Origin of the sequence: Actinoplanes sp. CA-015351 (assembly GCF_050955685.1) — a bacterium.
In the GTDB taxonomy this organism is placed as follows: domain Bacteria; phylum Actinomycetota; class Actinomycetes; order Mycobacteriales; family Micromonosporaceae; genus Actinoplanes.
This window is the reverse complement of sequence record NZ_CP192102.1, coordinates 3,971,087-3,993,242: the sequence shown is the minus strand read 5'-3', so window position 1 is coordinate 3,993,242 and position 22,156 is coordinate 3,971,087. Positions and strand designations below refer to the sequence as shown.

Below are 22,156 nucleotides of genomic sequence, written 5' to 3'. Positions count from 1 at the left end.
TCGTCGGCCCGGCCTCAGCGATGACCTCAAGCCGGTTCGGGCACAGCGTCCGGATCCGGGTCCGGCGAGATCGGCTCCGGGACCGCCTCGGGCGGTGGCGGCGGGAGCGGATCAGGGTTGTCCGGGGACAGCTCGCCTGGGTCGTCCGGGATCGGCACACCGGGATCGAGCGGCGGGTACTTATCAGGATCGGGCATGAGTGTCTCCTTTCATGATCCTCAGCCGGTTACCCCGGGTGTCCGGAAAGCAAACAGATTACTGACATTTCGGTCATTTCATGAAGCCAGCCTGGCCCGCCGAGCCACGATGACATGCGTGAAGTCCCTGACCATGGACGAATACAGCGAATGGAACGCCCGCCTGCTCGCTCGCGAACGGGTCAGCCGCCGTTCGCTGCTGCGGGCCGTGATGGCCGGTGCCGGCGGTTACGCGTACGCCCAGTTTCAGCTGGCCGGCGCGGCATTCGCCGCTGGGGGCGGCACGGCGGGCCCGGCAGGTGTCGTCGTTTCCGGCCGTCATCTGTCATTTCTGCCGGGCGCCGACGGCGCCCTGCGCCCGGCCATGGCGGTCACCGCGCAATTGGTCAGCAAAACCGGCTCCCTGCCGAAAAATCTGCGAGCGTATGTCGAGGTCGGATCAACACCAGGACAATTCGGTACGCGTATCGAAGCCGACATCCGCCACCTGGCCGGACAATATGCGATCCCCGGCGGCCCGATCGGCAGCCAGTTCTATCTGAAGGCGAAAATCGACGGGCTGGCACCCGGAGCCGTCCATCACTATCGGATCCGGCTTTCCGACGGAACGGTCAGCGGCGAGGCCCATTTCTCGACCGCGCCGGCCCGGGATGCGGCGGTCGCAGCGCCGTTCACGTTCACCGCTTTCGCCGACGTCGGCACCAACACGGCGCCGACCGATCCGGCATTCGCCTGGGGCAAGAATCCGGCGCCGGTGACGGCCGCCAAGGGGACCTGGCCGCCCGGGGTGTTCGACGACAACTCGTACCTGCCCGACGATCCGGTGGCGGGCGTGAACGGCACCGACAAACGGCCGGCACTCACCCAGACATTGCTGCTCGCCACCCAGCAACCGGTGTTCACCCTGCTCGCCGGGGACATCTGTTACGCCAATCCGTCCGGGTCCGGGCTGCCCGCCGACGACACGACGGCGCTGACCCGGATCGCTCCGAAAGGCAAGAACCTCTTCAACCCGTACGTCTGGGATGTCTTCCTCAATCAGATCGAGCCCCTGGCGGCGTTCTCACCGTTCATGTTCGCGACCGGCAACCACGACATGGAACCGCTGTACGGCAACACCCGGTTCCTCGGTGACAGCCCGGCCCACGGGTACGCCGGACTGGTGGAACGCCTCGATTTCCCGTCGAACGGGCCGCACACGTGCCCGTCGGTGTACAAGTTCGTCTACGGCAACGTCGGCGTCATCTCGCTCGACGCCAACGAACTCTCCGGGGAACTGCAGACGAACACCGGGTACTCCGGCGGCGCCCAGGTGAGCTGGCTGAGGCGTACCCTCAAACAATGGCGCGGTGAGCGCCCAGATGTCGATTTCGTCGTCGCGTTCCTGCACCACTGCGCGTATGCGACGTCCGACAATCATGCCTCCGACGGCGGGGTACGCGAGGCGCTCGACCCGCTGTTCAGCCAATTCCAGGTGGACCTGGTCGTGCAGGGGCACAACCATCTGCTCGAACGCACCGACCCGATCCGGAACGGGAAACGGACCCGGTCGGCGCCGGACGGCTCCACCATTTCCCCGGCGGTCGACGGTGTCACGTACCTCTGTGTGGGTTCCGGTGGCCGGCCGCGTTATCCGTTCCGGCGGGCGCCGGGTCCGGCGGCGCCACCACCACCCGGGGTGACGGCGTCGGGGCCGCAATCATTGCCGGCCGGACAGCGCTATCGCGGATATCGGCCGCCTGGCGGGGCGAACACCACGGAGAACAACACCGCGAACATCGTCAACAGTTACCGGTGGTCGGCGGAGAAACAGGTGGTGAAAGCGGCCGGGCACCCGTCCGGGATCCGCATTCCGGAGACGGTCGACTGGTCGCAGGTACGGTACGACAACTACGCGTTCGCCGCGATCGACGTGGTGCCGGCGGCGCGCGGGGCACGGACGTCGATGACGGTGCGGTGCCTCGCGGACGCGCTGCCCGGCAGCAAACAGCCGTTCACCGAGATCGACCGGATCACCCTGGTCCGGACGGCCGGCGCCGGGAAGGTCTCACCGGGCTAGGATCAGCGCCGTTATCTGGGTGAAGACGGAAATAGGTGGTCAAGTGGCACGGGATGACATCTCGCGCGGCCAGGCGGAGCGGCTTCGCGGGCTGGACGGGGCGGCCCGCGTGGCCAAGACGTTCGAGATCCTCGCCGGTGAGGGATCACTGTGGGTGTGGGGTGACGAGGACGAGATCCTGTTCACCGAGGACGGCGAGCGGCGCACGCTGCTGCCGGTGTGGCCCTACGCGGCGGTGGCACGGCTGGAGAACGAGGGTGAGGTCGACGGCGAGCACGCCGTACGGATCCCGGTCGGCACGTTCCTGAAGGAGTGGCTGCCGCAGCTGGAGGAGGACGACGCTCTCATCGCGATCTTCCCGGTCGAGGACCGGATCGCGGCGAAGCTCACCCTTGAGGAGTTCCGCGCGCAGCTGACGGCGGCGCTGCGCCCGAACTAGGCCCCGATCACCCGAACCCCCGATCACCTCGGACCTCGATCCCGGACGAGCGATGCCGGCTCTCCGAGCAACCGGGCTTGACGCGATTGGCTAATGCCATTAGCTTATTAGCTAACGCACTTAGCCAACGTCGTCACCGGAGATCTGGAGTCCTGCCATGACTGAATACCTGACCGTCGACGGCGGAACGATCGCGTACGAGGTGACCGGTGACGGTCCCCTGGTCGTCCTGGCCCCCGGGATCGGCAACGGCCGCGACGCGTACCGGTTCGTCGTGCCGCGCCTGGTCGGCGCCGGGTACCGGGTCGCCGTGGCCGACCTGCGCGGCGCCGGCGAATCGAGCGCGCAGTGGCCGTCCTACAGCCGCACCGACATCGCCGGTGATCTGATCGCGGTGATCCGCCACCTCGGTGGGCCGGCTGTGCTGGTCGGCCACTCGATCTCCGGTGGCGCGGCCACCATCGCGGCTGCCCAGGAGCCGGCCCTGATCACCGGCGTCGTCGAGCTGGCGCCCTTCACCAAGGCGCAGTCCTTCAAGCTCGGCGATCTGCGGCACAGCGCGTACCGCACGGGCACTCTCCGGCTGGCCGGCACCATGCTCGGCAGCCTGTCGTCCTGGAAGAAATACCTCGACGTCGCGTACCCGGGGCAGAAGCCGGCCGACTGGTCCACGAACCTGGCCGGCATCGACGCCATGCTGCGTGAGCCCGGCCGGATGAAGGCCCTGCAGAAGATGACACAGACGTCGCCGGCCGACGCCGGAGCCCAGCTGGGCAACGTACGCTGCCCGGTTCTGATCATCGAGGGCTCGCTCGACCCGGACTGGGCCGACCCGCGGGCCGAGGGCGAGGCGATCGTGGCCGCCATCCCGGACGGCCTGGCCCGGCTTGAGATGATCGACGGTGCGGGGCACTACCCGCACGTCCAGTTCCCCGACGAGACGGTGGCCCTGATGCTCACGTTCCTGACGGCTCACGCACGTGCCTAGGGCCGGCCTGGCACCGGACGCGGTCATCACCGCCGCTGCGGCACTCGCCGACGAGGTGGGGTTCGCCAACGTGACAATGGCGCTGCTCGCGGAGCGGGTCGGCGTACGCACACCGTCGCTCTACAAACACGTCGAGTCCCTGGACGCCCTGCGCCGCGGCGTCGCCACCCAGGCCACCCGCGAGTTCGGCGAAGCGGTGTCCCGGGCCGCCGTCGGCCGGTCCGGCCCCGACGCGGTACGCGCGTTCGCCACCACGTACCGCCGCTGGGCCCTCGCCCACCCGGGCCGGTACGCCGCCGCGATCCGCGCACCCGGAACCGGCGACGAGGACGAGGAGCACCGCCGGGTGAACAACGTGGTCATGCAGATCATGTACGACGTGCTCGCCGGCTTCGAGCTGCGCGGCACCCACGCCGTCGACGCGGCCCGGGTGCTGCGATCCACCCTGCACGGTTTCGCCAGCATCGAGGCAGCCGGCGGTTTCGGGTTACCGCGCGTCGTCGACCGCAGTTTCGACTTCCTCGTCGAGACCCTTATCGCGGGTCTGCGGCACGGGCCGGTCGACGGCTCGGAGCGCCAGTTCCATCAGCCACCGGTTGCCTGAGGATGGTGCGCCGTTTCTCCGGCGCGACCTTGCGGGCGTCGCTCAGGTAGATCTCGTGGTGGGTCCCGGTCATCCGCAGCCCCTGCCCCGGGATGACCTCGTCGTGCAACTGGGCGAGCACCCCGGCCTCGTCGTCGAACGAGCCGACGTGCAGGGTCTGCACGCACTTTCCCTCGGACAGTTTCTCCACCCGGACCTTCTCGCCGGCCGGGACCAGGCCCGGGTCGATCCAGTCCGGCAGCATGAGCATCAGGGTCCAGTCCCACTGCGACTTGTCCCGCGCCGTGGTGAAGGCATCCATGTCACCGGCCCACCACAGGCCTTCCAGGGGCGGGACCACATAGTCACGGCCGAGCTCGCGCTTGCTGAGAAACTTCACTTTGTACGCCAGCGGGTACAGCGCCTCGACCGCAGCGCCGAAGTCGGGCGAGGTGTTCGGGTCGCCGTGGCCGTCGACCATCAGGTACTGCGTGTCGGGCACGTCGATGAGCCGGAACTGGCCTTGGCGGGCTTTGTAGCCGTCAAGGGTCTTCTTGAAGTCGACCTTCTCGTTCATCGGGCACCTGGGGCTCGGTTGCTGCTGCTCGCGAGCCACTGCCTCTCTGCCTCCAGGAGGCTCAGGGAGTAGTCGAACACTTCGTCGGCCGCGAACGGCATTCCCGGCTGCCGGGCGGCCCGGACTTGCGCGATCTTCGCCTCGATCTGTTTCAGCCTGGCGTGCAGCGCCGCTTGGTATTGCTGCGCCGACAGCAGGAGCAGGTTGGCGACACCGACCAGCAGCGGCAGCCGCGCGTCGGTGATGAAGGCGAGGGACTCCTCCGTGGCGACCGCCCGGCCCTCGCCGGTGGCGTGGAAGACCCGGCGTGATTTCGCGGAGGCCGGAGCGTGCGGGACGTGCAGCAGGCCGCGTTGTTCAAGCTTGGTGAGCAGGTAGTAGATCGACGAGAACCCGATGTCGGTCCACTCCCGGATTCCCCGCTGCGCGATGACCTGCTCCAGGTCGTAACCGTGCTGCGGGCGCTCGATGATCAGCCCCAGCACGGTCAGCTCAGCGGCGGTCAGCTCCATCCCATGATTCTAGCGCTAGGATAAAGTTTCCTCGTCCGCCAAGTGGTCGCGGATGAGCAAATGCCCGAAGAAATAGCCGTCGTCGGTGCGCGCCAGCAGCCCGCACGCCGCGGCGAAGGGCAGGAACCGGCGAGCCGTGGGCAACGGCCGGCCCGCGAGCAGCATGGCCGCGCGACTGACCGGGGTGGTCAGGCTGTCGGCCACCAGGATGGCCGGGGTCAGACCGGACACCTGTCCCCACAGCAGGCCCACCACCGTGGTGATGACAGGGCCCTCGACGGGAGCGCCGGTGGCGAGGGCGAGGATCGCGGCGACCGGGGAGGCTGCCATGACGGCGCGGCGCAGGCCGGTCTGCGGCGTTCGCGACGCGGCCGGGTTGGAGCTGTCCAGCATCATCGCGGTGAACGGCATGTTGAGAAGCACGCCGAGCAGCAAACCGGCACACCACATGTCCACCAGCAGATGGGGCCCGTCGAGCAGCAGGGTGTACAGGACGGCCAGGATCACGATGCCGAAGAACCACATCGCCATGCCGAGACGGAATCGCCGCCCGGGTTTGGCGTACTGCCCCACCGCGGCCAGCGGAAGAACCAGCGGAAGAAGGGCCATCAGCGGGAACGTGACCCAGTTACCCAGGGGGTGCACCAGCACCTCCGCGAACCCGAGGCCGGCGTACAGCGCGGCAAAGCCGGCGACGATGCCAGGAACGAGTCCCGCGGCGGCAGCGGTGGTCCCCCGCAACGGCATCCGCCGCTGCGGCCGCACCGCGCACCTGTCCAGAATGAACGACGTCCAGCCGAGCCCGCTCACGGCGATACACAGCGCCGCCCAGACGCCGTGGTCAAGCGTGAGCGCGAAGGTGAATCCACCCAGCAGCCCAGCGGTCAGGAAGGGCACGAATCGGTTGGCCAGCAACCAGGCTGCCTCGGGTGGCAACACCGCCAGCCAGGTCCTGTGGCTGGGCCAGCTGACCCGGGTCTCGCTCTCGAGGATCGCCGAGGACCGCGCCAGGAATCGGAGAACCTCGCGGGCGCGCCGCGGTGACCACGACCTGCCGACGGGGATGCGGCGGCGCAGCAGCTCGGACACATAGCTGCCGAACAGACGTGCGCGTCGTTCGGCGAGGCCGTCCCCGCCGGCCGCCCAGTCCTCGGTTTCGGCCACTGCCATGACGTTCAGGATCAGCGGGGTGTCGGCCAGCTCCCACAGCTGCGGATCAGCCCGCAGCGCGGCCGCGACGCCGTCCATGCGCGGTCCCGCTACCGCGACGAAGTCCAGGACCTGCTGTCGCGTGAGCGGCTTGATCGCCACCGCGCCCATCATCCGCAGGCGCGTGCCGAGGCCGGCGTACTCCTGCTCGCGGCAGCTCACCACCACGTGCACCAGGGGAAACTCGGCACGAAGCGCGTTGATCTCCTGCGCGCAGCGGTCCCGCCGGTCAGCCCGCACCTCGTCGAGGCCGTCGAGCAACAGGATGATGCGGCCCTGCCGCAGCCAGGCCCGGGTGACCGCCACCGGGAGGCGATAGCGACGGTACGCGGCCGCGGCGACCCACTCGGCCAGCGGCCGGGGTGGCAGGTCGCGATATCCCCCGAGCAGAGTGCGGCGGCGCCCGGACACCGACCAGTCCGCGAGGTCCAGCAGCACCGGGACCGAGCCGCCCCGGGAGATGAGGTCGCCGGCCAGCTTCAGCATCATGGTGCTCTTGCCGATCCCCGGCACACCGAGCAGGAGCAAGTCCTGTTGGAGGCTTTCGAAGGCGGCCAGGATGTCCGAGGTGGGTGGCATCGAACCCACGCGTTCCACGACGTGCGGCAGCGGCAGCACCGCGTCACGTCTCTCGTCCAGGACAAGCCGGATGCGGACGCGTGTCACCAGCGACTCGGACCGGCGTTCCGCGATGTACCGGCCGACCTGGTCGAACGCATTCCGCTCGTTCCGCACGTCGGCGTCCGGCCGGGCGGACTCCGGTTGAGCAGTCTTCGTCGTACGGCTCCACACCTCGACGCCGATGGCGACGGCGCAGAGAACGAGCACCGCCGGCCACAGCAGACCGACGTACGGCATCAGGAACCCCGGCGCTTCACCCCCGGTGCCGATGTTGACGGCCGTGGGGATGAGCACCAGTCCGACCAGGGCGACGACCGACGCCTGCAGGATGCTCTTCGGCAATCTGCCCATTCACATACCGTCCGCCGTCGATGTTGCGGACCAGTACACCACGACACACCCTGATCGATGCGCAGGCTGACAGCAGGTCGAGACTTTTCAACGGTACGGAAACAGACGCCCGAATCCGGATCGGTGGAAGACCAGCGGACCGCCGGTCTGGTCGGTGCTGTGCTCCACCGCGTGCAGCCGCAGCAGCACGATGGTGTGGTCGCCGGCCTCGACCTCGCGGTAGATCGTGCAGTCGAAGCTGGCGAGGCCGTCGTCGACGGTGACCGCGCCGGTCTCGGTGACCGACGCGCTCACGCCGTCGAAGCGGTGTTCGACCGGCCCGGCCAGCTGACGGCAGATCACGTCGTGGTGCGCTGCCATGATCGTCACGCCGAGGTGGTTGGCCCGGCGCAGGTCGGGCCAGGTCTTGGAGGTGTTCGCGATGGAGACCGAGACCAGCGGCGGGTCGAGGCTGACCGAGGTGAACGAGCTGGCGGCCAGTCCGACCAGGACGCCGTCGACATCCGCGGCGACGGCGACCACGCCGCTGGGGAAAACCCCGAACGCCTGCCGCAGCCGGATCGGGTCGAGGTCCTGGTTGGTCCTCATCGGGTGCCCGCGGCCGCGAACGGCACCCGGGCATTGGCGCGCCGGCGTGGTCGTTCATCCCTCCACAAGCCGCGTGAAGCGAGGATCGGCAGCACCCCTTCGCCGAACCAGTACGCGCCCTCCAGGTGCGGGTACGCCGAGAGCACGAACTCCTCGATGCCGAGCGCCGCGTACTCGGCGATCCGGTCGGCGACCTGTTCGTGGCTGCCGACCAGGGCGGTGCCGGCGCCGCCGCGGACCAGGCCGACGCCGGCCCAGACGTTCGGATAGATCTCCAGGTCGCTGGTCGAGCCGTTGTGCAGCGCGATCATCCGCTTCTGCCCCTCGGACTCACTGAGCCGCAGACCCTTCTGCACGGTGGCGATGGTCTCCGGCGGGATCCCGGCGAGCAGCCTGTCCGCTTCCGCCCATGCCTCTGCGGCGGTGTCCCGGGTGATCGTGTGCATCCGGATGCCGAACCGGATCGGCCGTTCACGTTTCTCCGAAGCGGCCAGTTCCCGGATCCAGGCGATCTTCCTGGCCACCGCGTCCGGCGGCTCACCCCAGGTCAGGTAGACGTCGGCGTGCTTGGCCGCGACGATCCCGGCGGCCGGCGACGATCCGCCGAAGTAGATGTCCGGTATCGGGTCCGGTATCTGCCCGAGCGACGCCGCGTCCACCGACAGGAACTCGCCCTTGAAGTCGACGGTCTCCCCGGTCCACAGCCGCCGGACGATCTCCAGGAACTCGTCGCAGCGACGGTACCGGGCGTCCTTGTCCAGGTAGTCGCCGTACATCCGCTGCTCGTGGCTCTCCCCGCCGGTGACGACGTTGAGCAGCAGCCGGCCGCCGGACATGTTCTGGAAGGTGCCGGCCATCTGCGCCGCGAGAAACGGCGAGACCACGCCGGGACGGAACGCGACGAGGAACTTCAGCCGGTCGGTGGTCTGGCTGAGCATCGCGGTGCTGAGCCACGCGTCCTCGCACCAGGCGCCGGTGGGGGTGAGCGCGGCGGTGAAGCCGTTGTCCTCCGCGGCGCGGGCGACCTGGGTCAGGTAGGCCACGTCGGCGGGCCGCCCGGAACTGCCGGGAGCCAGGCCGTGACCGCCGCCGACCACGTGCCGGCCGTCACCGCCGTTGGTCGGCAGGAACCAGTGGAATCTCATGTGGCCCCTTTCTCCTTAATGCCTATAGAGTCTCTAGGCTTTAAAAAGAAAAACAAGACCTTCTCGGTACGGGTGTGCCGAACGCCCTCCCGGTCAGGCCGATCGCTCGTGTCGTTCGGCTGCCGCCAGCCGCTGGAGCGTCTGCTCGAAGTCCGCGATGGCCGGTGGCACCCGGTCGTAACGGCGGCGCAGCATCAGCATCAGCACCGGCGGCACCTCCTCGGACAACGGCCGCACGGTGATCAGCCCGGCGGCGTGCAGCGGATCGCCCACGATGCTGTAGTCCGGCAGGATCGTCGGGCCACTGCCGCTGGCGACCAGGCTCTTGCCCATCTCGGCGCCGTCGGCGGAGAACGTGTCCGGCGGCGGCGCGTCGCCGAAGAGCCGCTCGGTGAGCCGGTGCATCAGATATCCGGGCCGCATCGCCACGAACGGCCGCTGCCGCAGGTCGGCCACGCTGACGCTCTCCCGCCCGGCGAGGGGGTCATCGGTACGGCAGCACACCACGGGCACGCCGTGCAGCAGCGCCGTGCGGTGCAGGGCCGCCGGGATGTCGTCACCGGGGAACACGTTGATCAGCCCGACGTCGAGCCGGCCCTCCAGGAGGCTGTCCTGGATCTCGACCTGGAACATGGTGGCGACGTCGACGGTGGTGCTCGGATGCCCGGCGCCGAACTCGCGGACCGCCGGCACCATCAGCGCGGACGTGCCGGCGTTGACGGTGCCGACCCGGATCGTCCGGCTGCGATCACTGGCGGCAGCCTTCAGCCTCGCCACCCCGGCGAGGATCTCCGAGACGATCGGCAGCAGGTCACGGCCGGATCCGCTCACCCGCGCCCCGGATCGGTGCCGTTCCAGCAGCGGTACGCCGAGCTCCCGTTCGAGGGTGCTGATCGCCTCGCTGAGCGCCGACTGCGACACGTGCAGTTTCTCCCCTGCCCGGCGCAGGGATCCGTGCTGGATGACCGCCATCAGGTACTCCAGCTGCTCGAGTCGCACCTTCGGTGTCTCCCTCCCCCGCCGCGAGCGTACGCGGCCCGCCCATATGATCTTGCACTTCGACGGGGGCGGGAGATTCCGACGGTGCCGAGACAACTGCGCGACCTCCTCTGCGGATGCCTCATGGCGATCATCGCCGGCGCCTGGCTCGGGTCGGTGGCCGCGCTGATCGCCTGGCACCATTCCGCGCCGGAGCTGCCGGACAAGGCGTGGGGTGCGGCGTTCACCCAGGCGTTGCTTCCGGACGCCCGGAACGTGGAGATGACCCTGATGCCGCAGATCGCCGAGTACGAGGAACGAGCGGTGCAGGAGGAGATGTTCGGGTTCGCCTTCTTCGGCGGCGACGACTACTACGCCGGGCAGCTGATCATCGAGGCACACGCCGAGTTCCCCGGGATGGACCAGTCCTCCTCGGCAGGCGTGCCGGTGACACCACGATCGGCCGATGGGGAATCGGGTTGTCGGCGCCCGCGGGAATCCTCTCCACCCTCGTGGTCGGATTCCAGGCGTTCGAAGGCGCCGTCGTCATACCCAGCATCCCGTGGGACCCTTACATGTATTGGGGGCCGCGCCCGTTGAGTCTCGTCGGACTGGTTCTGCTGTTGTCCGTCTTCGCCAAGTGGGTAGGTAGCTCTGGTGCTCGCATCGATGGAGGCCGTCCGGCGGCTCATGGACCTGCGGCATCGTGGCCGGGCTGAGGACCTGCCGCAGGTGCTCGCCAATGCCGCGCCCCTGCTGGACGCGCAGGCCATCACGGTGCTGCTGATCGATTACGGACAGCTCGCGCTGCACCCGTTCCGGGGAGCGTCCACCTCGCTGCCGGTGGAGGGCAGCCTCGCCGGGCTCGCCTTCACCACCGCGGCGCACCAGTGGGACGACGGGTTCCTGTGGCTGCCGCTGCTGCACGGGGCGGAACGGCTCGGCGTCCTGGAGTTCCAGCTCAAGACGCACCCGACCGAGGAGTCGCGGCACGACCTCGAAGTCATCGCCGCCCTGGTCGCCGAGCTGATCGCGAGCCGGCGCTTCTACGGTGACGCGGTCGAGCACACCCGGCGGCGGATGCCGATGCAGCTCGCCGCGGAGATCATCTGGAACCAGCTGCCGCCGCTCACGTTCGCGGTCGACGGGACCATGGTCACCGCCGTTCTCGAACCCTGTTACGACGTCGGCGGCGACGCCTTCGACTACGCGGCGAACGGCGACACCCTGCACGTCGCGCTCTTCGACACGGTCGGCCACGGGATCAGTGCCAGCGCGCTGACCACGCTGACGCTTAACACGTACCGCAACGCCCGCCGGTCCGGGCTGTCGCTGACCGACACCTGCCGGTCGATCGACAAGTGGATCCGCGCGCAATATCCGGGCGCGTTCGTCACCGCTCTGGTCGCCGAGCTGGACATCGCCACCGGCGTCTACCGGCGGATCAGCGCCGGTCACCCGGCCGAGCTGTTCCTGCGCGACGGCCGGGTCCTGCCGTCGCTGCCGACCCCGAACGCGCTGCCGCTCGGCCTCGGTCACATGGTCGCCCGGCGGCCGCAGGTGGTGGCGCAGCAACTCGAGCCGGGCGACTCGCTGGTGCTGTACACCGACGGCATCACCGAGGCCCGCGACGCGTCCGGCGAGCTGTTCGGCGCCGACCGGCTGGCCGCGTTCATGCTGGACGCACTGAGCCACGGCAGCCCGGCCCCGGAGACGATGCGCCGCCTGATCCAGACGATCGTCTCTTACGAGAACGGCGAGTTACGCGACGACGCCACCGCCGCGATGCTCCAGTGGCAACGCCACTGATCCGAGGGCCGCATATCCTATCCCGCACGCCGCGTTCCCCTTCTCGCTGCCTCCGCTCGCGCTCCTGCGCGAGACAGCCCGGACCGCAGGGGTACGCGACAAAGCCCACGTGGTCGTCTACGACCGCAACGGCGGCGCGTGGGCGGCCCGGGTGTGGTGGCTGCTGACCATTCACGGACATCGGACGGTGAGCGTGCTCGACGGTGGGCTGGCCGCGTGGACCGCAGCCGGTTTCCCGATCGAAAGTGGGCATCCGTCGTTCCCGGCCGTGACCGGAACGCTGACCCTGCACGAGCCGGGCCCGGTCACCGCCGGCCTGGCGCAGCGACGAGGAGATCCTGGAGATCTTCGAGACCCGGGCCATCCTGGAGTCCTCGGCCGCGTACGGCGCCGCCACCCGGGCCACCCCGATCGACCTTGCCCGGCTGCAGGATCTGCACGAGCGTTCGCAGGCCACCGACGACCCGGCCGAGGTGCGGCGGCTGTTCAACCACTTCCACGACGCCGTCCGCAACGCCGCGCACAACCGGACCATCACCACGCTGCTGCGCACGACCGGGACACCCGGGTCAGCCAACTGATCGCGCGGATGGCCGCCGACCTGACCGCGCCCGACTCGACAGCGGCCGGCTGGCGGTAATCCTTTTTCGACGCCACACCCACTGCGGGTGTGGCTACACCCGCAGTGGGTGTGAGGCCGGACGACGACATGACCCCATCCATCCGGTTCGGCGCCGCGGTGCCCGCGGATTGCCCCGCGTCGTGGATGTGACAGACACCCATCCAGGACAATGATCCTTGCGAATTCCGTGCCGAGAGTCATTCCTCGGCACGGAAGGATCCACCATGCGTCCCAGAACCCGCCGCCAGCGCGCCTTGGCGGCGCTCGGCATCGGCGCTCTGCTCGCCGGCTCGGTGTACACCCTCGGGCCGGTGACCGCGACCGCGTCCAGCCACCGCGAAGCGCCACTGATCGCCGCCGACCCGGCGGTCGACAACACCGACCTGTACGCGTTCGTCAGCCCGGACCGCCCTGGATACGTCACCTTCGTCGCCAACTGGCAGCCGTTCTCCGAACCGAACGGCGGCCCGAACTTCTACCCGTTCGCCACCGACGCGACGTACCACATCAAGGTGGACAGCGACGGTGACGCGCGACCCGACGCCGAGTTCCGGTGGAAGTTCCGGAACATCGACAAGCGCGGCACCGGCACGTTCCTCTACAACAACGGCCCGGTCACCTCGCTCGACGACGAGAACCTGCTGTTCAAACAGACCTACAGCCTGGAGTCCTCGTTCGGCGGCGCGCCCTTCAAGACCCGGGTGCAGGATGCCCCGGTCGCGCCGTCGCGGGTCGGCACCGCCTCCATGCCGGATTACCAGACCCTGCGCGACCAGGCCACCAGGACGCTGCCGGGCGGCTGGAACGTCTTCGCCGGCCAGGCCGACGACCCGTTCTTCCTCGATCTTCAGGTCTTCAACCTGCTCTACGGCGGCGACCTCTCGGACTCCGGGAACGACACCGTCGCCGGCTACAACGTGAACACGATCGCCCTGCAGGTGCCGTTCAAGGACGTCGCGCTCCAGGGCGACGCCGGCCGTAACCCGGTGATCGGCGTCTGGACCACGACCGAGCGCGACCGGGTACGCATCAGCGGCTCCACCTCCGGATCCGGCGGCAAGGTCCAGGTCTCCCGGCTCGGCAACCCGCTGATCAACGAGGTGATCGTCCCGGCGGGGCTGAAGGACGCCTTCAACGCCAGCCCGCCCCGCCAGGACGCCAGGACGCCGGCGCTGGTCAAGCGGGTCCTCGAACCCGAGGTCCCGAAACTCATCGAGTCGATCTACAAGATCCCGGCGCCGAAGACCCCGCGTAACGACCTGGCCGAGATCTTCCTGACCGGCATCACCACCAAGGGCGACGGGCCGATCAAAGCCGACCTGAACTCCCAGCTCAGCAACAAGGACGTGAAGGCGTCCCGGTTCGTCCCGGCCGAGGAGCTGCGGCTGAACCTGTCGGTGCCGGTGGCCGGGCAGCCCAACCGTCTCGGCGTGCTCGCCGGTGACCTGCAGGGCTTCCCGAACGGACGGCGGCTCACCGACGACGTCCTCGACATCGAACTGCAGGCGCTGGTCGGCGCGGCACAGACCGGCAAACTGGTCGACGCCCTGGCCGCCGGTGACGGCGTGGACGCCAACGACCAGGACTTCGCCACGACATTCCCCTACGTGGCGCTGCCCAACGGCGTCGCGGTGAACGAAACCCGTGGTCAGCAGCCCGCCGCGGCGCTACCGAGCCCGTCGTCCAGCGACGCCGGTGCTGCCGGCGCTCCCGGTTCGGCCGGTGAGGGAGAAGGCGTCACCGGCAACACATCCGTCGACACCGCGGCCGCTCCGGAAGGCACCCAGGTCACCGTGCCCGTCGCCTACGCGACAGGCGCTTCCGGCATCGCGATCCTCATCGTCGCGGCAGGTGTGTTCCTGCTCCTGCGGTGGCGGCGCGCACAGGCGCCTCGCCCGTCACGCGACAACGACCCGACGCTCCGTTTCTGACCGCATCCCCGGGCGGCTGCGCCGGCTGACGCAGCCGCCCGCCTCTCCTCCAGGAGTCATCCATGCGACGAGTCCTTGTCCGCCTGGGACTGGCCGCCGCGCTCGCGGCCACCCTGCTCACGGTCGCGGCCGTGCTGAACCGGCCGCGCCCCACACTCCCCGCCGAGCAACTCGTGTCGCCACCCCTCGATCGGATCGCCCGCATCCAGCAGCGGCTGGCCGACGTACCCGGCGATTGGCCCGCGTGGGTAGCGCTCGGCTCGGCATACCTGGAACAGGCCCGCATCACCGCCGACCCGGGCCTCTATTCCAAGGCCGAGCAGGCCGCCCGCAACTCCCTCGCCCTGCGCCGCGACGGCAACAGCGACGCCCTCGTCGTCCTGGGCGCCCTCGCCAACGCCCGCCACGACTTCGCCGCGGCCCGCGACCTCGCCGCACAGGCCCTCAAGATCAACACCTTCGACCCCCTTGGGTACGCGGTGAGAGCCGACGCCCTCACCCAGCTCGGCGACGCCCCCGGCGCGACGGCCGCCGTGCAACGCATGCTCGACCTGCGCCCGGGGCTGGCCGCCTTCACCCGCGCCTCCTACGACCTGGAGCTGCGCGGCCTGCTGACCGAGGCGACCGACCTGATGCGGCTGGCTTTGGACGGCGCGGTCGACCCCCACGACATAGCCTTCTGCCGTACCCAGCTGGGTGACCTGGCCTTCAGCAAAGGCGACCTGGACACCGCCACCGCCGAATACACCGCGGCGACAGCGGCTGAGCCCGCGGCGAACGGCGCACAGCACGCAATGGCCCGGGTCAAGGCCGCACGGGGTGACGTGGCCGGCGCGCTGGTGGACTACGCCGCTCTCACCGCCCGGTTGCCGGTGACGTCGACGCTGCTCGAATACGCCGACCTGCTGCGCCTCGCCGGCCGGGACACCGAGGCCGGCACCCAGCTGGAGCTGGCCGCCGCGACGGAACGGCTGTTCACCGCGAACGGCGGCACCGACGGACTCGTCACCGCGGCGCTCGCCCTCGCCCGGAACCGCCCGGCCGACGCGGTCACCGCCGCCCGCGCCGAGTGGTCGCGCCGCCGGCACCCCGACGTCGCGGACACCCTCGCCTGGTCACTGCACGCGGCGGGCCGTGACACCGAAGCCCTGCGGTACGCCCGGCACGCCGTCGCCGGCGGCGCATCATCAGCCGTCTACGCCTATCACCTCGGCATGATCCAGCTCAGCCTGGGGCAGCGGGCCGCCGCGCGTACCGAAATCGGGCGTGCGCTGACCACCAACCCGTATTTCTCCCCGGTCGACGGACCCACCGCCCGCCGCGCGCTGGCCGGCCTGAACACCTCCGGAGGCATCCGATGATCAAGCTTGGCGTTGTCCTGGCATGCGCGACGGCCGCGGGTGTCCTGGCCTGGCCGGCGTCACCGGCGCAGGCCCACCCGCTCGGCAACTTTTCGGTCAACCAACATGCCGGCCTGACCCTGCGCCCGGACCGCATCGACGTGTCGGTGGTGGTCGATGCCGCCGAGATACCCACCCTGCAGGGCTCGTCGGATCCGCGGGCCGAGTGCGCACGACTGGCCGCCGGATTCACGGTCGCGGTGGACGGGCAGAGCCTGACCTGGACGGTCTCCAGGCAGGGGTACGCGCTGACGCCCGGCGCCGGCGGCCTGAACACCAGCCGGCTGACCTGCCGGCTCAGCGCGCCGGCCGGGCTGGCAGCGCCGGCCACCGTGCGGATCGGCAACAGCTATCGCACCGACCGGATCGGGTGGCGGGAGATGACAGCGGTCGGGGACGGGGTAGGTCTCACCGGTTCACCACTGCCGTCCGAGAGTGTCAGTGGGGTGCTCCGGGCGTACCCACGGGATCTGCTCTCCTCGGCCCTGGACGTGCGTAGCGCGACCATCACGACGAGCGGGACCACCGCGGGTTCTTCGACAAGTGGCTCGGCCGGCGCTGTCGGCGTGAGTGGCGGAGGCAGGCCGGAGTGGCTGGGTGCGGCGCAGAGCCGGGTGGAGGAAGTGGTCGGCGAACGGATGGCGCCGGCCGTGGTCGGGCTGGCGTTCCTGCTGGCGTTGCTGCTCGGCGCGGGGCACGCGGTCCTGCCCGGCCACGGGAAGACCGTGATGGCCGCCTATTTCGCCGGCCGGCGTGGGCGTGTCCGGGACGCGGTGACGGTGGGCGCCACGGTGACGCTCGCGCATACCGCGGGAGTGCTGGCGCTGGGGTTGGTGCTGAGCACGTCGACGGCGCTGGCCGGTGAGCGGGTGCTGAGCGTGCTCGGCGTCGTGAGTGGCCTGCTGGTGGTGCTGGTAGGCGCAGGAATGCTCGTCTCAGCCCGCCGCAACCTCGCGGCTCGCAACCACGCACACGGGCCGGGCCACTCACACGGGCCGAGCCACTCGCACGGGCCGGGCCACTCACACGGGCCGGGCCATGTGCATCAGCATGGGCATGGTCTCCGCGGCCGGGCGGGTGCGGATTCCCGGCGGACAAGGGTGTGGCGGCGGCTTGACCTGGCCGGGATCGGTCTGGCCGGTGGGCTGGTGCCCAGTCCGTCGGCGCTGGTCGTGCTGCTCGGTGCGATCGGTCTCGGCCGCGCGGGGCTCGGGGTGGCACTGGTGATCGCTTACGGCGCCGGGATGGCCGCGACGCTCACCGCGATCGGACTCCTGCTCGTCGTGGTCCAGAACCGCCTGGCCCGCGCGATCACCAGCGGCGGCTGGGCGGGCAGCAGGCTCTCCCGGCTCGGCAGGCGGGTAGCCGCCTTCACACCGACCGCCACCGCGGCCCTGGTCGTCGTGGTGGGCCTCGGCATCGGAGCCCGCGCCTTCGCCTGACCAGTGAGCTGGTGGCCTCCTGGAGTCGCATTAATCGGTGGACAGGGCAACGCGGGCGAAGATAGCGTCCCGGTAGCCGTGGCAGTCGTCGAGGAGGTGAGCACCGTGAACGTTGTACCGATGTGGGTGCTCCCCCCGTCGTCACGGTTCGGCGACTGACACAGGTGTCGCCCGGGAGCACATTCCGGAAAGGCGACACCTCATGACATCAGTCATCACACAAGTCTCGGAACGGCATTGGCACGCGCTCGGCGACGACCAGGTGGTCGGTCGCGGTGAGGTTTCGCGGCGGCCCGACGGGCGCAGCTTCGTCAGCATCGACGCCTGGCACGACACCGTTTTCGACCAGATCGCCGGCGCCATGCTGGCGAATCTGCCGAAGCCGCTCTACACCGTCGTCGACGAGCAGGACCTCGACCTGCTGACCCGGTGGGAGGGATTCGGTTTCGGTCCCCGTCGCCGCGAGTGGGAGTACGTGGTGCCCACCGATCAGAGCGGCGGGGCACCACCCGGCGTGACCATTCTGGCCGTCGGCGAGCCCGAGGCCGGGCCGTTGCGGGAACTGGATCGCATCATTCGTGACGAGGTCGAAGCAACGATCGGGTGGCACGACATGCCGGCCGAGGTGATGTCGGTGCTGGATCCGTCGCGATACGCGGTGGCCGTTCACGCCGGCGTTTACGTCGGCCTGATCCGGGTCATTCCGCTGCCCCGGCAGCCACGCATCGGCCTCGTCGCGGTCCGCGCCTCTCATCGCCGCCGGGGAATCGCCCGGGCGCTGCTCACCGACGTGCTCGGTGCGGCACACCAGCGCGGCGTCACCACGGCATCCGCCGAGGTGAACCAGTCCAACAAGGCGGCGCTCGCCCTTGTCGAAGGCCTTGGCGGCCGCCGCGCCGGAAGCAACCTGGAACTGGTGCTGCGATGACGAACACCGACGGCTCCATCCAGCTCGAAGGCACCGTGATCGAGTGCCTGCGCAACGCCAATTTCCGGGTGGAACTCCAGAACGGGCACGTCGTTCTGGCGCACATCAGCGGGAAGATGCGCAAGAACTACATCAAAGTGCTGCCGTTCGACCGCGTCCTGGTCGAACTCAGTCCCTATGACCTGACCCGGGGTCGCATTCTCTTCCGGCACCGCAACTGATGGGGTACGGGATGACGCCCGCGAATGTGGGCGTCATCCCGTCAGACCGCGCGGATCGCAGCTGACACCACGGCTCCCAGGCGCTCGTTCTCGGTGCCCGGATATCCGAACCGGCGGCGGACGTACCCGTATGCCAGGCCGGTGTCCGCCGGCACGTTCTCGAAACCGAGTGCGAAGTGGTCCAGCTACGTTTCCGCGTACCAAAGTCATGGGGTCGATCTGAATCGCTGCGCGAAGCGCAAGCGACATCGGTCTTCTCACGGCGAGAAGCGGGAATGCGCGGCTTACCCGGCCGAAGCCGAAGCCGAAGCCGAAGCTGCAGCCGGAGCGGTGAGCAGCAGGATCGGGGCGGGCATCAGGGCCCAGACTGTTTTGCTGTCGTCGCGGTGGCGGGTGCCCCAGGCGAGTGACATGGCGTCGATCAGGAGCAGGCCTCGGCCGCCGGCGTGGCGGCTGTCCGGCTGGCGCAGGCGTGGCGGGGCCGGTGCGGCGTCGGTGACCTCGATCAGGACGCCGTCCGGGGTCGCGGACACGACCAGCTCGCCGCCGCTGCCGGTGTGCTGGCCGACGTTCTGCACCAGCTCGCTGACCGTGACCAGCGCGTCGTCGATCCACGCGTCGTCGGCCGCGGCGTCGATCCGCTCGGTGAGGATCGTTTTCACCCTGCGGCGCAGCGGCGACACCGGATCGTCGCGCCCGAAGCTCGCCCGCAGAATGATCACTGCCGTTGTCCCCCATCCGGTCATCACGTGCCTGTAACGACGGTAACGATCGACAACCCTCCCGGGGAAGCGCTGATCAGGTGCATGACAGTTGCCAATTCCCGTGCGGCTCGGCGAGAACTGAGGTTGTCGCCGTCCAGGAGGGCGCATGCTAGGTCGGTTCCACCCTTTCCGGCATTGCGGCACTGGAGATGATCGTGGCATCTCCCCCGGCGGTGCTGCTCACCGACATCGGGATGCCGGGCATGGGCGCGTGGAGCGTGCACAGCGGCGCTGCCGAGCACGGGGCCTGCGCGGTGCTGGTGAAACCGTGCCCGGGCCGCGAGTTGATCGACGTCGTCGAGAGCCTCGCCGCGCGGGGTGCGCACGCGCACTGCCCCACCTCGACGATCTGTCTCGACCCGTCGAACTTCTCGGTGTAGTGGATCTTTGTTCGCTTTCCGGCTCGTGTGATGCAACCTCGGATGCCGCGACCGGCGTCTACATCGTGTGGACGACGCCTGGGTGATCCTGGAACTACGCCGGCAGATGCAACACATCGAGCCGGCCCTCGACCCGTGGCCGCCGTACCGGATCGACGCCGTCATCACGACCAGCCGCCTGCGGATGCGCAGGCACCGTGCCTGGGCCACGGCCGGATACATCGCACTGTTGATCATGGCGGCCGCCGGCGGCCTGTGTGCCGGGTCAGCGCTGCACTGATCCGGCGCAGCTGCCCGCTCTGCCGGGCTCCCGCCCGGGGCGGACCAGCACCCAGGGACAATAGATCAATGACTGACCCCGGCCGCGACCACCGACGCCCCGCCAGCACCGTCTACGGGCGAGGTGGTGTCGACGTCGGTAAATCCCGCGGTCTTCATCCGGGCGTGCTCGCCTTGGTGGTGATCGCCCTGGTGGTCGTCGTGGCGGCGGTCGGCTTCTGGCTCGGGCGTTCGCCCGCCGACGAGCCGTCACCGGCCGTTCCGGCCGCGATAGCTCCGGCATCACCGGTGACCGAAGCGGCGCCGAGCCCCACCCCGGAAAGATTCGGCGCCGGCTTCTGGTCGCTCGGCATCGACGGCGGCTATCTCGGTGTCGACGGTGACCTCGCCGCGGTCGTCGGCGACGAGGCGGTGTTCACCGTGGTCCCGGGCCTGGCCGACGACACCTGCTTCTCGTTCCGCGCCAGTAACGGCAAGTACCTGCGCCACTTCGACTACCGCCTGCGGTTCGACAACACCGACGGATCGGACCTGTTCACGGCCGACGCCACGTTCTGCGCACGGGACGAACAGGTCGCCGGCAGCATCCGGCTGGGCTCGAAGAACTATCCGGACCACCTGGTGCACCGGCGCGGCACCGAGTTCTACATCGACGAGCCCAGCGACACCGGCGAGTTCACCGCGGACAGCACGTTCACCGTCCGGCGGTCCTGAGGCGATCGCGGGCGAACTGGACGACGTGGCCGGTCCGAGGGGATGTGCGGCCGTGGAAGACCTCCAGCCAGGCGTTGCGCAAATCCGACGGGCCTGCGCCGGCCTGGACGTCGACCCACTGCTCCGCAGCGCCCGCGAACCGCTGCCACGCGTCGGCGAAACGCTGGTCCAGGCCGTCGCGGCCCCAGTCCTGGCGGCGTTTGCGCATCTGTACCGGGGCGAAGAACACCTCGCCGGCCGCCGCCGCGTTCGGGATCTGGTTGGTCAGGCCGACCGCGATGTCCCGTACCAAATGGTCGTTGAAGTGAGCACGCAGCGCCTCGCGGGTGGACGGTGAGCCGGACAGGTCGAGATAGACGGTCGGCACCTGGTCGAGGGCCGGGACCTCGTCGTAGGTCAGCACCTGGTCGTAACACCCGAGCGCCGACGTGAAGGCCACGTTGCCGGGTGAGGTGAGGCCGATCAGGCGGTGGCCGCGGCCATGCAGTTCGAACGCCGCCGCATACGCCGTCTTGCTCGACGCGGAGGACAGGATCAGCTGGTCGGCGTCGTAGAAGCCGTTGTCGGCCACCTGGTCGGCGAGCATGAACGAGGTGAAGAACAGCGGCCGGAACAGCACCAGCAGATCCTCCTGGCCGGCCCGGTAGGCGGGGTCACCGACCGTCGAGCGGTACACGTTGTACGGCGACGGCAGATCGGCCCGGTGCGGCGCGCCGTCGCGGAACCCCGTTTCGTCGACCCGTTCCGGGCGCACCACGAGGTGGCTGGCCGGCGGGAAATAGCCGTAGACCCGCTGCCCTGCCGCGACCCCCTCGACGGTGGACTCGGCCACTTCGGCGAAGCCCCACACGGGCGGAAGACCCCATTCAAGACCGATTTCGTACGCCGAACCGGGGAAGAACTCCCAGTACCGCATCGCCTCGCCGAGGACCGCGTACGTCACGTTGTTGGCGGTGAGGCCGACCCGGTCGACGCGCAGCAACGCCTCGCCCTCCGCGAGTACCGGTGTCTTCGTCTCGGCGACGGTGGTCCGGCCGAGGTCGTCCCGAGCGACGGCGAACGTCCAGAATTCAGGCATGTTGCGACGCTAGACAGCCGATCCCGCCCAGACAAGATGCACGGTGAGTGCAAAATCCCACGCGCGGCTCTGCTTGACTGGCTTCATGCGACACGCCTCGACAGCCGGACCCGGCGCGTCGGCGTGGAGCGGATATGAACCCGAAGAAAATCCTGGTCGCGAGGACAGGCGACAGCTGGGCAGGGAATGCGCTTTTGGATGGTGACAGGCCACATCACGACCGTACCGTCAAGAATGGATTTCACATGGAGAGATGGCAAGGGCGGCGAAATCGCAAGCCGGTGAGAAAACCATCTCTTCCACGAGAATGATCGGGGCGAAAAAGCGACCAGCCATTAGCC

24 protein-coding genes and 1 pseudogene are annotated in these 22,156 nt (G+C 69.4%); 16 read left to right on the top strand and 9 right to left on the bottom strand.

Features of this window, described 5'->3' with window-relative positions; genetic code table 11:
• Positions 1-26 precede the first annotated feature (26 nt).
• On the bottom strand, positions 27-197 hold the full coding sequence (locus ACQP2E_RS18250) for a hypothetical protein (protein WP_433833215.1): 171 nt from the start codon (positions 195-197) through the stop codon (positions 27-29).
• Between the two features lie 109 nt (positions 198-306).
• On the opposite strand from ACQP2E_RS18250, the gene ACQP2E_RS18245 reads away from it, so the two are divergent.
• From ACQP2E_RS18245 to ACQP2E_RS18230, 4 genes are all read left to right on the top strand, one after another.
• The gene (locus tag ACQP2E_RS18245; RefSeq protein WP_433833213.1) at positions 307-2,256 is read left to right on the top strand and encodes a purple acid phosphatase family protein; all 1,950 of its coding nucleotides are present in this window, start codon (positions 307-309) and stop codon (positions 2,254-2,256) included.
• A gap of 43 nt (positions 2,257-2,299) precedes the next feature.
• Entirely contained in the window at positions 2,300-2,695 is a 396-nt protein-coding gene (locus ACQP2E_RS18240) for a DUF2750 domain-containing protein (protein WP_433833211.1), read from the top strand.
• A 157-nt stretch (positions 2,696-2,852) separates the two neighbouring features.
• Positions 2,853-3,683 (top strand): alpha/beta fold hydrolase, encoded by an 831-nt coding sequence (locus tag ACQP2E_RS18235; RefSeq protein WP_433833209.1) that lies wholly within the window; start codon positions 2,853-2,855, stop codon positions 3,681-3,683.
• Positions 3,676-4,287, top strand: coding sequence for a TetR/AcrR family transcriptional regulator (locus tag ACQP2E_RS18230; protein WP_433833207.1), 612 nt, complete (start codon positions 3,676-3,678; stop codon positions 4,285-4,287). Before ACQP2E_RS18235 ends, ACQP2E_RS18230 begins: the two co-directional genes overlap by 8 nt.
• On the opposite strand, the gene ACQP2E_RS18225 is transcribed toward ACQP2E_RS18230, so the two are convergent.
• The 6 genes from ACQP2E_RS18225 to ACQP2E_RS18200 form a co-directional block, all read right to left on the bottom strand.
• On the bottom strand, positions 4,217-4,843 hold the full coding sequence (locus tag ACQP2E_RS18225) for a GyrI-like domain-containing protein (RefSeq protein ID WP_433833205.1): 627 nt from the start codon (positions 4,841-4,843) through the stop codon (positions 4,217-4,219). The two genes, ACQP2E_RS18230 and ACQP2E_RS18225, sit on opposite strands and share 71 nt — an antisense overlap.
• Positions 4,840-5,355, bottom strand: coding sequence for a PadR family transcriptional regulator (locus ACQP2E_RS18220; protein WP_433833203.1), 516 nt, complete (start codon positions 5,353-5,355; stop codon positions 4,840-4,842). The genes ACQP2E_RS18225 and ACQP2E_RS18220 overlap by 4 nt, the downstream gene beginning before the upstream one ends.
• 15 nt (positions 5,356-5,370) lie before the next feature.
• Complete coding sequence (locus tag ACQP2E_RS18215; protein ID WP_433833201.1) at positions 5,371-7,536, bottom strand: NACHT domain-containing protein; 2,166 nt, start codon at positions 7,534-7,536, stop codon at positions 5,371-5,373.
• 87 nt (positions 7,537-7,623) lie between these two features.
• Positions 7,624-8,124, bottom strand: a complete 501-nt coding sequence (locus ACQP2E_RS18210; RefSeq protein ID WP_433833199.1) for a flavin reductase family protein — start codon at positions 8,122-8,124, stop codon at positions 7,624-7,626.
• On the bottom strand, positions 8,121-9,269 hold the full coding sequence (locus ACQP2E_RS18205) for an LLM class flavin-dependent oxidoreductase (RefSeq protein ID WP_433833197.1): 1,149 nt from the start codon (positions 9,267-9,269) through the stop codon (positions 8,121-8,123). The genes ACQP2E_RS18210 and ACQP2E_RS18205 overlap by 4 nt, the downstream gene beginning before the upstream one ends.
• Positions 9,270-9,362: 93 nt before the next feature.
• Complete coding sequence (locus ACQP2E_RS18200; protein ID WP_433833195.1) at positions 9,363-10,268, bottom strand: LysR family transcriptional regulator; 906 nt, start codon at positions 10,266-10,268, stop codon at positions 9,363-9,365.
• 123 nt (positions 10,269-10,391) lie between these two features.
• On the opposite strand from ACQP2E_RS18200, the gene ACQP2E_RS18195 reads away from it, so the two are divergent.
• The 9 genes and pseudogenes from ACQP2E_RS18195 (at position 10,392) to infA (ending at position 18,600) form a co-directional block, all read left to right on the top strand.
• A complete protein-coding gene (locus ACQP2E_RS18195; protein WP_433833193.1) occupies positions 10,392-10,847 on the top strand; it encodes a hypothetical protein in 456 nt (151 codons plus the stop codon).
• A gap of 57 nt (positions 10,848-10,904) precedes the next feature.
• Positions 10,905-12,056 (top strand): PP2C family protein-serine/threonine phosphatase, encoded by a 1,152-nt coding sequence (locus ACQP2E_RS18190; protein ID WP_433833191.1) that lies wholly within the window; start codon positions 10,905-10,907, stop codon positions 12,054-12,056.
• A 19-nt stretch (positions 12,057-12,075) separates the two neighbouring features.
• Positions 12,076-12,225, top strand: a pseudogene (locus tag ACQP2E_RS18185) (sulfurtransferase); the annotation flags it as partial.
• A 166-nt stretch (positions 12,226-12,391) separates the two neighbouring features.
• Positions 12,392-12,637, top strand: a complete 246-nt coding sequence (locus tag ACQP2E_RS18180) for an FCD domain-containing protein (RefSeq protein WP_433833954.1) — start codon at positions 12,392-12,394, stop codon at positions 12,635-12,637.
• Positions 12,638-12,902: 265 nt separating this feature from the next.
• Entirely contained in the window at positions 12,903-14,609 is a 1,707-nt protein-coding gene (locus ACQP2E_RS18175) for a DUF4331 domain-containing protein (RefSeq protein ID WP_433833189.1), read from the top strand.
• Between the two features lie 62 nt (positions 14,610-14,671).
• A complete protein-coding gene (locus tag ACQP2E_RS18170) occupies positions 14,672-15,970 on the top strand; it encodes a hypothetical protein (protein ID WP_433833187.1) in 1,299 nt (432 codons plus the stop codon).
• Positions 15,967-17,451 carry a nickel/cobalt transporter gene (locus tag ACQP2E_RS18165; protein ID WP_433833185.1) on the top strand — a complete coding sequence of 495 codons (1,485 nt, stop codon included), beginning with the start codon at positions 15,967-15,969 and terminating at the stop codon, positions 17,449-17,451. Before ACQP2E_RS18170 ends, ACQP2E_RS18165 begins: the two co-directional genes overlap by 4 nt.
• A gap of 202 nt (positions 17,452-17,653) precedes the next feature.
• Positions 17,654-18,379, top strand: a complete 726-nt coding sequence (locus ACQP2E_RS18160) for a GNAT family N-acetyltransferase (RefSeq protein WP_433833183.1) — start codon at positions 17,654-17,656, stop codon at positions 18,377-18,379.
• Positions 18,376-18,600 carry a translation initiation factor IF-1 gene (gene infA, locus ACQP2E_RS18155; protein WP_433833181.1) on the top strand — a complete coding sequence of 75 codons (225 nt, stop codon included), beginning with the start codon at positions 18,376-18,378 and terminating at the stop codon, positions 18,598-18,600. The genes ACQP2E_RS18160 and infA overlap by 4 nt, the downstream gene beginning before the upstream one ends.
• A 284-nt stretch (positions 18,601-18,884) precedes the next feature.
• Here the strand turns inward: infA and ACQP2E_RS18150 are convergent, their stop codons facing one another.
• Positions 18,885-19,346, bottom strand: a complete 462-nt coding sequence (locus ACQP2E_RS18150; RefSeq protein ID WP_433833179.1) for an ATP-binding protein — start codon at positions 19,344-19,346, stop codon at positions 18,885-18,887.
• A gap of 173 nt (positions 19,347-19,519) precedes the next feature.
• On the opposite strand from ACQP2E_RS18150, the gene ACQP2E_RS18145 reads away from it, so the two are divergent.
• From ACQP2E_RS18145 to ACQP2E_RS18135, 3 genes are all read left to right on the top strand, one after another.
• Positions 19,520-19,744, top strand: coding sequence for a hypothetical protein (locus tag ACQP2E_RS18145; protein ID WP_433833177.1), 225 nt, complete (start codon positions 19,520-19,522; stop codon positions 19,742-19,744).
• Positions 19,745-19,811: 67 nt separating this feature from the next.
• On the top strand, positions 19,812-20,024 hold the full coding sequence (locus ACQP2E_RS18140; RefSeq protein WP_433833175.1) for a hypothetical protein: 213 nt from the start codon (positions 19,812-19,814) through the stop codon (positions 20,022-20,024).
• 68 nt (positions 20,025-20,092) lie between these two features.
• Positions 20,093-20,737 (top strand): AbfB domain-containing protein, encoded by a 645-nt coding sequence (locus tag ACQP2E_RS18135; RefSeq protein ID WP_433833173.1) that lies wholly within the window; start codon positions 20,093-20,095, stop codon positions 20,735-20,737.
• Here ACQP2E_RS18135 and ACQP2E_RS18130 read toward each other — a convergent pair.
• A complete protein-coding gene (locus tag ACQP2E_RS18130) occupies positions 20,718-21,815 on the bottom strand; it encodes a DUF2855 family protein (protein ID WP_433833171.1) in 1,098 nt (365 codons plus the stop codon). The genes ACQP2E_RS18135 and ACQP2E_RS18130 overlap by 20 nt on opposite strands.
• Positions 21,816-22,156: the final 341 nt, after the last annotated feature.

Coding starts and splice junctions, on each gene's coding strand:
- ACQP2E_RS18250 (WP_433833215.1), bottom strand. CDS start 197: ATGCCCGATCCTGATAAGTACCCGCCGCTCGATCCCGGTGTGCCGATC.
- ACQP2E_RS18245 (WP_433833213.1), top strand. CDS start 307: ATGACATGCGTGAAGTCCCTGACCATGGACGAATACAGCGAATGGAAC.
- ACQP2E_RS18235 (WP_433833209.1), top strand. CDS start 2,853: ATGACTGAATACCTGACCGTCGACGGCGGAACGATCGCGTACGAGGTG.
- ACQP2E_RS18225 (WP_433833205.1), bottom strand. CDS start 4,843: ATGAACGAGAAGGTCGACTTCAAGAAGACCCTTGACGGCTACAAAGCC.
- ACQP2E_RS18220 (WP_433833203.1), bottom strand. CDS start 5,355: ATGGAGCTGACCGCCGCTGAGCTGACCGTGCTGGGGCTGATCATCGAG.
- ACQP2E_RS18215 (WP_433833201.1), bottom strand. CDS start 7,536: ATGGGCAGATTGCCGAAGAGCATCCTGCAGGCGTCGGTCGTCGCCCTG.
- ACQP2E_RS18210 (WP_433833199.1), bottom strand. CDS start 8,124: ATGAGGACCAACCAGGACCTCGACCCGATCCGGCTGCGGCAGGCGTTC.
- ACQP2E_RS18205 (WP_433833197.1), bottom strand. CDS start 9,269: ATGAGATTCCACTGGTTCCTGCCGACCAACGGCGGTGACGGCCGGCAC.
- ACQP2E_RS18195 (WP_433833193.1), top strand. CDS start 10,392: ATGGCGATCATCGCCGGCGCCTGGCTCGGGTCGGTGGCCGCGCTGATC.
- ACQP2E_RS18175 (WP_433833189.1), top strand. CDS start 12,903: ATGCGTCCCAGAACCCGCCGCCAGCGCGCCTTGGCGGCGCTCGGCATC.
- ACQP2E_RS18170 (WP_433833187.1), top strand. CDS start 14,672: ATGCGACGAGTCCTTGTCCGCCTGGGACTGGCCGCCGCGCTCGCGGCC.
- ACQP2E_RS18165 (WP_433833185.1), top strand. CDS start 15,967: ATGATCAAGCTTGGCGTTGTCCTGGCATGCGCGACGGCCGCGGGTGTC.
- ACQP2E_RS18160 (WP_433833183.1), top strand. CDS start 17,654: ATGACATCAGTCATCACACAAGTCTCGGAACGGCATTGGCACGCGCTC.
- infA (WP_433833181.1), top strand. CDS start 18,376: ATGACGAACACCGACGGCTCCATCCAGCTCGAAGGCACCGTGATCGAG.
- ACQP2E_RS18150 (WP_433833179.1), bottom strand. CDS start 19,346: ATGACCGGATGGGGGACAACGGCAGTGATCATTCTGCGGGCGAGCTTC.
- ACQP2E_RS18135 (WP_433833173.1), top strand. CDS start 20,093: ATGACTGACCCCGGCCGCGACCACCGACGCCCCGCCAGCACCGTCTAC.
- ACQP2E_RS18130 (WP_433833171.1), bottom strand. CDS start 21,815: ATGCCTGAATTCTGGACGTTCGCCGTCGCTCGGGACGACCTCGGCCGG.